Below are 11,909 nucleotides of genomic sequence, written 5' to 3'. Positions count from 1 at the left end.
GATGCAGATCATCGAGAACAAGAACGGCGTGGCCAGCGGCAAGATCTTCAACATCGGCAACCCGGCCAACATCCACTCGGTGCGCGAACTGGCCGAGATGATGCTCAAGATGGCTGCCGACTACCCCGAGTACGCCGAAGAGGCCCGCAAGACCAAGATCGTGGAAACGTCGTCGGGCGAGTTCTACGGCAAGGGCTACCAGGACGTGCAGCACCGTGTGCCGAAGATCGACAACACGATGGAAGAACTGGGCTGGCAGCCGAAGCTGAACATGGAACAGGCGCTGCGCCGCATCTTCGAAGCCTACCGCGACAAGGTGGTGGAGGCGCGTACGCTGGTGACCGGCGGCAACTGATTCCGGCGGGGCGCCCCGGTTTGGGTAGACTATGCCTCGCGCGACGTTTCGCGCGCGAGGTGTCTACTCTCTGGAACGCGCCCCCATGCACGCCACCGGCAGGACCCTTTACCGTTTTTCCCTCTTTCCGCTAGCCTCGCTGCTGGCGATGCCGGCGGCCCTGGCCCAGACGGCCGAAGAAAAGACGCTGCCCGACGTGGTGGTCAGCGCCAGCCGCAGCGAACAGCGCCAGTTCGATGCCCCGGCCGCCGTCACCAGCATCGCCGTGGATCCCTTCACGGCGGCATCCCCGCTGGTCAATCTCTCCGAACTGACACTGACCGTCCCCGGCATTGCCGTGCGGGACCGCCAGAACTACGCCCAGGACCTCCAGATCGCCGTGCGCGGCTTTGGCAGCCGCTCGACCTTCGGGGTGCGCGGGGTGCGGCTGTTTATCGATGGTATTCCGGCCACCATGCCGGACGGGCAGGGGCAGGCGTCGACCTTCGACCTGGCCAACGCGAGCCGCGTGGAGGTGCTGCGCGGCCCGTTCGCCCAGATGTACGGCAATGCTTCGGGCGGCGTGGTGCAGGTGTTCACGCCCGATCCGCCCAAGGATGGCTTCACCGGGCGGGCCTCCACCGGCTTGGGCTCGGACGGGCAATGGCAGGCCGGCGTGGCGCTGGCCGGCGGCAATGACCGCCTCGGCGGCTCGCTGGACGCCTGGACCTACCAGACCGATGGCTACCGGGACCACAGCGCCGCGCGCCGCTACCAGCTCAACGCCAAGATCGTGGCCCAACCGACCACGGCGACCAAGATCACCGGCCAGTTCAACTACTTCACCCAGCCGCTGGCCGAGGACCCGCTCGGGCTCACGCGCGCCCAGGCGGACGCCAACCCCCCGCAGGCCGTGCCGGCGGCGACCCAGTTCAATACGGGCAAGGATGTCGAGCAGACGCAGGCCGGCGTGGTGGTCGAACACCAGCTGAGCGAGCGTGACAGCCTGAACTTCCGTCTCTACGGCGGCGGGCGGCAGCTGACCCAGCGGCTCGGCTTCAGCGGTGCGGCGCCCTCGTCGGCGGGCGGGATTGTCGATCTGGACCGCACCTACGGCGGCACGGCGCTGGCGTGGACGCACAAGACCACGGCCAACGGCCTGCCGCTGCAATGGACGGCCGGGATCGAGGCCAACGCCATGCGCGACGGCCGCCATGGCTACGTCAACGATAACGGCCAGCAGGGCGCGCTGCGCCGGGACGAGACCGACGAGGCGGCCGACTACGGCGCGTTCGCCCAGTTCAACTGGACCGTGCATCCCGCCTGGGAGCTGGTGGGCGGGCTGCGGGCGAGCATGGTGCGGCTGCGCATTGACGACCACTACGTCACGGCGGCCAGCCCCGACGACAGCGGCACCTCCACCTATCACAACGTCAGCCCGGTGGCCGGCGTGGTCTGGCACGCCCACGACACGCTCAATGTCTACGCCAACCTGGGCCGGGGCTTCGAGACCCCGACGCTGACCGAGGTGGCCTACGGCCCCGGCGGCGTGGGCGCCAACCTGGGCTTGCAGGCGTCCACCAGCCGGCAGGGCGAGATCGGCGTGAAATGGCAGGCGGCCGGCCAGAAGGTGGAGGCTGCGCTGTTCGATGCCGACAGCCACGACGAGGTGGTGCCGGTATCGAACAACGCCGGCCGCACGGTCTACCAGAACGTGAACGGCGTGCGCCGGCGCGGGCTGGAACTGGGCTGGCGCGGCACCTTCGGCCAGGCGCAGCAGTGGGGGGCGGGCCTCGGGTATACCTATTTGTCGGCCTACTTCGGGGAGGCTTATCTCAATGCGCAGGGCCTGCAGGTGGCGGCCGGCAACCGGCTGCCCGGCACGGCGCGGCACAGCCTGGGCGCGGAGCTGACCTACCGGCCGCTGGCGCCGCTGATGCTGGGGGTGGAGGCGCGGGCGGACAGCCAGGTCTATGCGGACGATCTCAACACCCAGGCGGCGCCCGGCTACATGGTCTTCAACCTCAAGGCCGGCTACGAATTCAAGCTGGGCCGGACCCGGCTGTACCTGTTCGGGCGCATCGACAACCTGGCGGACCGGCACTACATCGGCTCGGTCATCGTCAACGAGGCCAACGGCCGGTACTTCGAGCCGGCGGCCGGGCGGCGCTTCTTCCTGGGGCTGCGCGCGTCGATGTAAAGCTGGTTTTTCTCCCCTCTCCCGCCTGCGGGAGAGGGGAGAAAAACCATGCGATCGGCTTGCCTCGGAGCACCAAGCGCAGGGGCATGTCAGCCGCCGTCTGACTTGCCAGCGGCGCGTCTCCGGCCTAAGGTGGCGTCTTTGACTGGCATCCGTGGAGCCCCATGCCCCCCTCCATGCCCCAGGACCGCGACCTCCGCATCATGCTGTGGGTCGTGGCCGTTGGCTTTTTCATGCAGACGCTCGATTCGACCATCGTCAACACGGCGCTGCCGTCGATGGCGCACAGCCTGGGCGAAAGCCCGCTGCGCATGCAGTCGGTCGTTATCGCCTATTCCCTCACCATGGCGGTGGTCATTCCGGCCTCGGGCTGGCTGGCGGACCGCTTCGGCACGCGCACGATCTTCCAGACCGCCATCGGCCTGTTCGTGCTCGGCTCCCTGCTATGCGCCTGGGCGCCCACGCTGCCGGCACTGACCGCCGCGCGGGTGGTGCAGGGCGTGGGCGGCGCCATGCTGCTGCCGGTGGGGCGGCTCTCCGTGCTGCGCACCTTCCCGCGCGAGCAATACCTCCAGGCGCTCAGCTTCGTGGCCATTCCGGGCATGATCGGCCCGCTGATCGGCCCCACGCTGGGCGGCTGGCTGACGCAGACGCTGTCGTGGCACTGGATCTTCCTGATCAACGTGCCGGTGGGGATCATCGGCGCCATCGCCACGATCCGCTATATGCCGAACTCACGGCTGCCCGGCATGGGCGGCTTCGACGTAACCGGCTACCTGCTGCTGGCCGTGGCCATGGTGGCGCTGTCCTTTTCGCTGGACGGGCTGGCGGGCATGGGCTTCCAGCACGCCACGGTGCTGATGCTGCTGATTGGCAGCATGGCGGCGCTCACGGCCTACGTGCTGCACGCCAACAAGCGCCAGAACCCGTTGTTCTCGCTGAAGCTGTTCAAAATCCACGCGTTCAGCGTGGGGCTGCTCGGTAACCTGTTCGCGCGTATCGGCAACGGGGCGATGCCGTTCCTGATTCCGCTGATGCTCCAGGTGAGCATGGGCTACGCGCCGTTCGATGCCGGCCTGATGATGCTGCCGGTCACGGCCGCCGGCATGGCCTCCAAGCGGCTGGCGACGATGCTGATCGAGCGCCACGGCTACCGGCGCGTGCTGGTGGTCAACACCTTCGTGGTAGGGCTGACGATGGCGTCTTTCGCACTGATTTCGCCAACGCGCCCGCTGGCGCTGACGCTGGTGCAGCTTGCCATCTTCGGCATGGTCAACTCGATCCAGTTCACGGCCATGAACACCGTGGCACTGAAAGACCTGTCGGGAGCCAGTGCCAGCAGCGGCAATTCGATGCTGTCGATGGTGCAGATGCTGTCGATGAGCCTGGCGGTGACCTCGGCCGGCGCGCTGCTGGCCACGTTCCAGGCCGGCTTTGGCGCGAACGGTGCGCACCAGATGGAAGTGCTGCCAGCCTTCCACGCCACCTTCATCTGCGTGGGGCTGATTACCTCGGCATCCGCATGGATCTTCATGCAGCTCAGCCCGGAGCCGGCGCGCGATACGAAGGAAGAGGTGAAGCAGGCCGGGGAGATGTAGCCCCCCGGCCGGGGCGGGGCGAAGCTTACGCCGCGAGCAACTCGCAGAACCGTGCGATGTCGACGTTGCCGCCGCTGATGAGCACGCCCACGCGCTGGCCCTTGAGCTGGTCCTTCATCGCCAGCACGGCGGCCAGCCCGAGGCAGCCAGTGGGCTCCACCACCATCTTCATGCGCTCGGCGAAGAAGCGCATGGCGTCCACCAGTTGCGCGTCCGAGGCGGTGACGATGTCCGTGACGTCGCGGCGGATGATGCCGAAGGTGTACTCGCCCAGATGCTGGGTCTGCGCGCCATCGGCAATCGTCTTCGGGGTGTCGATGTTGACGATCTCGCCCTTGCGGAACGACTGCTGGCCGTCGTTGCCGGCCTCCGGCTCCACGCCGTAGAGCTTGCAGGCCGGCGCCAGCGCGCGCGTGGCCAGCGCGGTGCCGGAGAGCAGTCCGCCGCCGCCGAGCGGCGTGAACAGGGCGTCCAGCGGGCCGACTTCCTCGAACAGTTCCTTGGCGGCCGTGCCCTGGCCGGCCAGCACGTCGGGATGGTCGTACGGCGGAATCAGCGTCATGCCGTGCTCGGCGGCCAGCTTGCGGCCAATCGCCTCGCGGTCTTCGGTGTAGCGGTCGTAGGTCACCACGTTGGCGCCGTAGCCCTTGGTGGCGGCTACCTTGGCGGCCGGGGCGTCGTGCGGCATGACGATGGTCGCCGGCATGCCGAGCAGTTTGGCCGAGAGGGCGATGCCCTGGGCATGGTTGCCGGACGAGAACGCCACCACGCCACCCTTGCGCTGCTCGGGCGAGAACTTCGACAAGGCGTTGAACGCGCCGCGGAACTTGAACGCGCCCATGCGCTGGAAGTTCTCGCACTTGATGAACACTTCCGCGCCGACGATGTCGTTGAGCGTGCGCGAGGTGTTCACGGGCGTGCGGTTGGCGTGGCCGTCCAGGCGCTGGGCGGCGGCTTGCACATCGGCGTAGGTGGGCAGTTGCAGGGTCGTCATGGCAGGGAAGGGTGCGAGGGGTGCGATGGAGTTGAAGGAGATTACCAGGGCCAGGCCAGGCGCTTGCCGGTGCCATCGGCCACGGCGCGCTCGTGCAGGAAGCGGGCGACGGTCAGGTCCTGGAGCGCCAGGCCGGTCATGTCGAAGACGGTGATGTCGGTGGAGGCACGGTCGAACATGGCGTTGCCGGTCAGCAGGTCGCCGATCTCGGTGCAGTCGACCTGGGCGGCCCACTGGCACTCGCCGATGCCGCGGGCCTGCTCGCGGTCGTCGGCAAAGACGCGCGCGCGGGCCAGCACGCCGTCCGGCAGTTCGCGCTTGCCGCGCGTATCGGCGCCCACGCAGTTCAGGTGGGTGCCGGGCTGCACGGCGTCGGCCTCGAACAGGGCGCCGCCGCCGGGTGTGGCGGTGATGACGACGTCACTCTTCGACACCGCCGCGCTGGCGTCCGTCGCCAGTTCAATCTGGCAGCGGTCGGAGAACGCCGCCTCGAACGCCGGATCGCGCTGGCGGCTGAAGGGGACGTAGGAAACATGGCACAGCGACGGCAGCAGGCGCAGCGCATAGGTCAGCTGCACGCGCGCCTGCACGCCAGTGCCGAACACGCAGACGCGCTCGCTGTTGGGTCGCGCCAGCAGTTGCAGGCCGATGCCGCCGGCCGCGCCGGTGCGCGCGGTGGTGATGGCGTTGCCGTCCAGCACGCAGAGCGGGCGGCCCGTGGCGGGGTCGATCAGCAGCACCGTGGCCTGATGCGGCTCGCCGCCCTGGGCGCGATTGTCCGGCCAGAACCCGGCCGCCTTGAAGCCGAGCAGGTTCTGCTTCGGCACATCGCCGGCCTTGATGCCGAACACGCCGCCGGTGGCCAGTTTCTCGCGGATCAGCGGGAACACGCGGCCTTCGCGGTGGCTGTGCAGCACGAAGGCTTCGCGCACGGCAGCCAGCACATCGTCCGGTTGCAGGGCCGCTTCGACGTCGAATTTGTCGAGCAGCAGGAGTTGGGCCAGATGGGTGTCAGCGGGCATAGCTATAGACCGAGGCGCGCGACACGCCGAGATGTGCCGCGACGGTTTCCATGGCGCGCCGGACCTCCAACAGGCCCGACGCCTTGAGTTCATGCATCAGCGCGCGCCGGTCTTCGGTCTTCAGCGCACGGGGCGTGGTGGCCAGCCGGGCGGCAAAAGTGTCGATACGGGCACGCAGGGCATCGGTGCCGGCGGGGTCGAGTGACTCTTGCGGCCCCTCGACGGCAGTCTGGACGAATTGCCCCATCGCCATCTGCAGGCTGCGGAACAGCGTCAGGTCGACATTCATGCACAGCGCGGCGATATAACGTCCGTTGCTGTCCTTGACGCCCACCGAGGTGCTCTTGGCCTGCCGCCCATCCGCGAACTGGTTCGGATAATTGGCGATGATCTGAGGGTAGTCCGGATCGGTGATGCGGGCCTGGCCCAACTCGGTGGTGGGGTCGCCCACGGCGCGGCCGGACAGGTTGTTGTGGATGGCGAGGATCGACTGCTCGGGCTCGAGCAGGTCGTGGACCACGACCTCGCAGAACGGCGCGAGCGTCTGCCCGAGGCCATCGGCAATCTGCTTGATCTGGTCGAGCAACTGGCGCTGCTCCGGCGTGCGGGTCTTCATGCTGGACATTTTGTCCAGCAGTAGATGAAATGTCAAGATACAGGAACTGCCCGCCCACGCCGCGTGCGCATCGCGGCGTGAGCCTTTCAAGACCCCGGCAGGCTAGCGCGTGCCGGCGCTGCAGCAGTAGGCCAGCAGGAAGGTGTGGGTGCCCGGGAGATTGCCCACGATGCGGCGCATGTCCCCGTTCAGCTTGGCCATGGCCGCCGTTACGCGGTCGGGGCCGGGCAGGTTGCCGTTATTGAAGTCATGCACGGCGATGGCGACGGGTTTCTGGTCCTTGGTCTTGGGCGACGCAAGGCCGCGGTCCTCCTCCGCGAACTTCTCTTCGCGCTGTGCCACGGCGCCGATCTTCCCCTCGCAGTAGCCGTGGGTGCCGGACATGACGTGAATCGTGTGGCCGCTGCCGGTCAGGCCGCTGGCGATGGTATTGAGTGCCGCCGCCACGTCGTCGACGTCGGACGGATCGTGAAATCCCCAGATCTGCACGGCGGTGGGGGTCTTGGCGGTGATGTTGACGAGCGTTGCCATGGTGTTTCTCCTTGGAAAACTTCAGGTTTCTGCGATGGAGGGGAAGTCAGACTTCCCGCGCGTGGGTCTGCCCCGGCCAGACGCCGGTCATCTCGATGGCGCGACGCCCCGTCAGCCATTGCCCAAGCGGGCTGGGCCAGTTGAAGGCGTAGTGGTCGCTGTTCATGACCCCCTGGAATTTCACGTCCACGCGGATATTCGTCGCGCTAAGCGGGATATTGCTCACGGTCTTGGAAATGCCGCCGCTCAGCGAGAACTCGTCGTGCTGCCGCCCCGCCGGCGAGTCGTAGCCGATCTGGATGTGGGTCACGTAGGTGCACCCGGGCTTGTTGTCGAAGACCACCTCGAAGGCGCCGAGCCGGTTGATCCAGTTCGGAATCAGCAGCGGCCCGTCGAACGAGGCGAAGGTGTAGGCGATCGGAATCGGGGAGGGCGCGAGCTGATCCGACTGGTAAGGCCAGAGATGCTGATCCACGCTCTTGTTCTGGCGGGTGGAGACGAACGAGCCCTTGCCATTGGCGCCGCCCAGCATCTCCTGCACCGCGCCGGCGGAGCCGGTCAGCGAGAAGGAAGAGCTGTTGTCCTGGGAACCCACGTTCAGCCCGCTGTGCGCGTAGACGGCGCTGGTGACCACGCCGAATCCCTGCGCAATCTGCCCGTTCGACCCCATGCTGACCGACTGCGCCTGGTCGTACAGCCACTTGTAGGTGTCCGACTTGCCAAGCGTGGTCAGGTCGCTGATGAACGTTTCCGACGCGATGCCGAATTCGGACGCGATCGACCCCACCGACGAGAAATCCCACTTCACCTCGACGCCAGCCGTCACCTTGACGCCGGTATCCGGGTCGGTGGCGGAGCCGTCCAGGTTGACGTTGGATTCGCTGCGCTGCACGTTGCTGGACGACAGCTTCCACTGGTTGGGAATGCCGCGCGTGCTCAGCGTGAGCCCCGGAGTCTCTTCCTTGACCAGCGTGAAATCGCCGGTGTCCGGCGACACAAAGCCCACGGCGCCCGGTTTGATATTGGGCGTCAGGGTCCAGTTACCCCAGTATGCGGGGCGCCCGTTGCGTATCAAGTCCGTGAAAGATCGATTCCAATTCATGGTGTTACCCCTTATTAAGTTGTTGGCATTTTGCGGATGTCGCGATTTCGCTTGGTGACGTATCGCATAACCAGTGTTGATGCCGCGGAGGGGTATTCGCCATTACTCAGAATGCGTATTCGGCGGGCTGGAATCGACGGGAATTCTGATTTGTCTGGAAATCGTCATGAGATCCGCCAGGGTTTGCAGCCCGGTTTTGGCGCGGATGTTTTCCAGATGTTTGCTGACGGTGCGGGGACTGATGCTGAGATGCCTGCCGATTTCCTTGGCCGTCAGGCCCAGGCTCAGTTTCTGCAAGACGTCCTTTTCACGCTGGCTTAATGTGTCCGGCTGAAGAATCGGGATGGGCGCGTGGGTCGCCGTATTGGCGTGCGCGGTGGCAAAGGCAACCAGCTGCGACGTGGAATGAATGTCGAGTTTTGCGGAGATATTGGTGCGGTGCTTGCGGGCCGTGAATTCGGTAACGCCCAGATACCTGGCGATATCACTGGTGCTCATCCCCTTGGCGATCAAGGCGAGCACCTGGGATTCCCGGGTGGTCAACCTTGATGACGACAAGCATGCCCATTATTATTTTTGCGGGCGAATGACGGAGCGTCACCTCGCTACGGTGCAATCAGGTCATCGTAGGTGAAATGAATGAACTGTTTGTGGGAATTATTTAATATCAGAGATAAGGGTGCCTAATATCTCCTCTCGCCCGATAGCGGAAGAGAGGAGAAAGGCACGCTTTTAAGCCGCTTCGGCCACCCGAATTTCGACCAGCAGCTTTTTCAGTTCCGGCACGCAGGAGCCGCAATTGCCGCCGGCCTTCACGCAGGCGGTGATTTCAGCCGGGGTCTTGAGGTCGTGCTTGCGCACGGCGTCGCAGATCGTGTTGCGGCCCACGCCGAAGCAGGAGCACACCGTGGGGCCGGCGTCGGCGCCTTTCTCCATCGGCTGGCCCAGCAGCAGGCCGATGCGGTCGGTGTCTTCCAGCCGCTCTTGTCCGAACAACTGCGACAGCCACGCGCGCGAGGGCAGGTCCGGGCGCGTGGAGACGTACACGCAGGCCTCGATCCGGTCGTTGACCACATAGCCCGCGTGATAGACGCCAGCGGTGCGGTCCTCGTACTCGAGCCAGTCGGCCTCGGGGTCCTGCACGCCCAGCAGCGCGCGGGCCCAGGCGGCGCGGTCGGGGATGGCCTCCCGGCCGGCGAATTCGTAGCGCTGGAACTGCTTGCCCTGGATGCGCGTCCAGTACGTCAGCGCATCGGCGGGCAGGGCGGCGCGGCTCAGCACGAAGCCGTGCCACGAGACGCGGAATTCCTCCACGCGCACCGGCGTGTGCTTGAACTCGGGCTCGCCCGAGACCGGATCGACCGCCGGATTGACCAGCGCGCCCACGCGGGCATCGGAACTGAACTGGCTGTTCCAGTGGATCGGCACGAACACGCTGCCACGCGGAATGCCGCCGCCATGGCGCACGCGGGCCACCATCGCGCCCCAGCGGCTGGTGATGCGTGCCAGCTTGCCTTCGCCCACGCCGCACAGCAGGGCGTCTTGCGGATGCATGTCGACGAAGGGCTCGGGCAGGTGGTCGGAGAGCCGCGCGGCCTTGCCGGTGCGGGTCATGGTGTGCCATTGGTCGCGCACCCGGCCGGTGTTCAGGATCAGCGGGAAGTCGTCGTCGGTGGCGTGGGCCGGCGCGCGCGGCGCGGTCGGCACGAAGCGGGCGCGGCCATCGGGATGGGCGTAGCGGCCGTCGGTGAACAGGCGCTGCGTGCCTTCGGTCAGGTCCGCACGTACGGGCCATTGCACCGGCGCGAGCGCGTCATAGTCGGCCTGGGCCAGCCCGGCCAGCCCGCTGATGTCGAACGCACGCGGTGCGTCGCGCTCGGTGGCGGTGTCGTTGCGCCACGCGCTCAGGCGGGCGTGTTCGTCGAAGATTTCATGCGGACCGGCGTAGTCGAAGCCGGCGAAGCCCATGCGGCGGGCCACGTCGCAGAGGATGTCCCAGTCGGCGCGGGCCTCGCCCGGCGCGGGCAGGAAGGCGCGCTGGCGCGAGATGCGGCGCTCGGTGTTGGTCACCGTGCCGTTCTTCTCGCCCCAGCCCAGCGCCGGCAGCAGGATGTGGGCGGCGTCGTTGGTGTCGGTGTGCGTGACGATGTCCGACGCCACCACCAGTTCGCACTTGGCCAGCGCGCGCCGCGCCTGATCGGCATCGGGCAGGCTCACCACGGGGTTGGTGGCAATGACCCAGACCGCCTTGACCTTGCCTTGCTCGATGGCGTCGAACAGGTCCACGGCCTTGAGGCCGGGCTGGTCGGCCATCGCCGGGGACTGCCAGAAGTCCTGCACGATGTCCCGGTGGACCGGGTTGGCCAGCTCCATATGGGCGGCCAGCATGTTCGCCAGCCCGCCGACTTCGCGCCCGCCCATCGCGTTGGGCTGGCCGGTCAGCGAGAAGGGGCCCATGCCGGGGCGGCCAATGCGGCCGGTCAGCAGGTGGCAGTTGATGATGCTGTTGACCTTGTCCGTGCCGGACGAGGACTGGTTCACGCCCATCGAGAACGCGGTAATGACCTGCTCCGTGCTGGCGAACAGGTCGAAGAAGGCTTGCACGTCCGCCGGATCGAGCTTGCAGGCGCGCGCCACGGCGGCGACGCTGGTGTCGTCCGCTTCGGCGGCGGCCAGCGTGGCTTCCAGCCCGGCGGTGTGCGCGGCCACGAAGGCCGTGTCGGTCTTGCCGGCGCGGGCCAGATGGCTCAGCAGGCCGTTGAACAGCCGCACATCGGTGCCCGCGCGCAGCGGCAGGTGCAGGTCGGCCAGTTCACAGGTGGCGGTGCGGCGCGGATCGATCGCCACGATCTTCATCTCGGGCCGGGCTTCCTTGGCGCGCGTGAGCCGCTGGAACAGGATCGGGTGGCACCACGCGGTGTTCGAGCCCACCAGCACGACGAGATCGGCGGTCTCCAGGTCCTCGTAGCTGCACGGCACCAGGTCTTCGCCGAAGGCGCGCTTGTGGCCGGCCACGGCGGATGACATGCAGAGCCGCGAGTTGGTGTCGATATTGGCCGTGCCGATGAACCCCTTCATCAGCTTGTTGGCGATGTAGTAGTCCTCGGTCAGGATCTGGCCGGAGACGTAGAGCGCCACGGCGTCCGGGCCGTGCGCGGCGACGATGTCCGAGAAGCCCTTGGCGACCTTGTCGAGCGCCTCGTCCCAGGAGACGCGGCGCAGCGCGCCATCGGCCTCGCGCAGTTGGGGATGCAGCAGGCGGCCGTCCAGGTCGAGGGTTTCGCCGAGCGCCGAGCCCTTGACGCAGAGCCGGCCGAAGTTGGAGGCATGGTCGGCGTCGCCGCTGACTTCGACCTGGCCGTCCGCGCGCACGGTGGCGCGCACGCCGCAGCCCACGCCGCAATAGGGGCAGGTGGTGGCGGTTGTGGTGGTGGCGGTGGAGGAAACCACCGCAATATCGGACAGGTTCACAGCGATGTCTCTCTTTCGGTGGATGCCAGCCGGCAACGCCA

At 67.1% G+C, this 11,909-nt stretch carries 9 protein-coding genes and 1 pseudogene; 3 read left to right on the top strand and 7 right to left on the bottom strand.

Annotated features, from left to right (window positions below):
- The 3 genes and pseudogenes from AC1DEL_RS27280 to mdtD form a co-directional block, all read left to right on the top strand.
- Positions 1 to 355, top strand: a pseudogene (locus tag AC1DEL_RS27280) (bifunctional UDP-4-keto-pentose/UDP-xylose synthase); the annotation flags it as partial.
- 85 nt (positions 356 to 440) lie between these two features.
- On the top strand, positions 441 to 2,534 hold the full coding sequence (locus tag AC1DEL_RS27275) for a TonB-dependent receptor family protein (protein ID WP_477159236.1): 2,094 nt from the start codon (positions 441 to 443) through the stop codon (positions 2,532 to 2,534).
- 164 nt (positions 2,535 to 2,698) lie between these two features.
- Positions 2,699 to 4,132, top strand: coding sequence for a multidrug transporter subunit MdtD (mdtD, locus tag AC1DEL_RS27270; protein WP_255371006.1), 1,434 nt, complete (start codon positions 2,699 to 2,701; stop codon positions 4,130 to 4,132).
- Positions 4,133 to 4,157: 25 nt separating this feature from the next.
- Here mdtD and AC1DEL_RS27265 read toward each other — a convergent pair whose 3' ends face one another.
- The 7 genes from AC1DEL_RS27265 to AC1DEL_RS27235 form a co-directional block, all read right to left on the bottom strand.
- Positions 4,158 to 5,126, bottom strand: a complete 969-nt coding sequence (locus AC1DEL_RS27265; RefSeq protein ID WP_092301802.1) for a threo-3-hydroxy-L-aspartate ammonia-lyase — start codon at positions 5,124 to 5,126, stop codon at positions 4,158 to 4,160.
- A 41-nt stretch (positions 5,127 to 5,167) separates the two neighbouring features.
- Positions 5,168 to 6,148, bottom strand: coding sequence for an ornithine cyclodeaminase family protein (locus AC1DEL_RS27260; protein WP_092301805.1), 981 nt, complete (start codon positions 6,146 to 6,148; stop codon positions 5,168 to 5,170).
- Complete coding sequence (locus tag AC1DEL_RS27255) at positions 6,138 to 6,764, bottom strand: helix-turn-helix transcriptional regulator (protein WP_092301880.1); 627 nt, start codon at positions 6,762 to 6,764, stop codon at positions 6,138 to 6,140. Before AC1DEL_RS27255 ends, AC1DEL_RS27260 begins: the two co-directional genes overlap by 11 nt.
- Before the next feature lie 102 nt (positions 6,765 to 6,866).
- Positions 6,867 to 7,295 carry a hypothetical protein gene (locus AC1DEL_RS27250; RefSeq protein WP_092301808.1) on the bottom strand — a complete coding sequence of 143 codons (429 nt, stop codon included), beginning with the start codon at positions 7,293 to 7,295 and terminating at the stop codon, positions 6,867 to 6,869.
- A 46-nt stretch (positions 7,296 to 7,341) separates the two neighbouring features.
- Positions 7,342 to 8,397, bottom strand: a complete 1,056-nt coding sequence (locus tag AC1DEL_RS27245) for a hypothetical protein (RefSeq protein WP_092301811.1) — start codon at positions 8,395 to 8,397, stop codon at positions 7,342 to 7,344.
- A 102-nt stretch (positions 8,398 to 8,499) separates the two neighbouring features.
- The gene (locus AC1DEL_RS27240; RefSeq protein WP_477108992.1) at positions 8,500 to 8,940 is read right to left on the bottom strand and encodes a response regulator transcription factor; all 441 of its coding nucleotides are present in this window, start codon (positions 8,938 to 8,940) and stop codon (positions 8,500 to 8,502) included.
- Positions 8,941 to 9,129: 189 nt separating this feature from the next.
- Entirely contained in the window at positions 9,130 to 11,868 is a 2,739-nt protein-coding gene (locus AC1DEL_RS27235) for a molybdopterin-dependent oxidoreductase (RefSeq protein ID WP_477126457.1), read from the bottom strand.
- Positions 11,869 to 11,909: the final 41 nt, after the last annotated feature.

This window comes from Cupriavidus sp. 10L43_2 (genome assembly GCF_056395265.1).
This window is presented reverse-complemented; position numbering and strand designations above follow the sequence as displayed.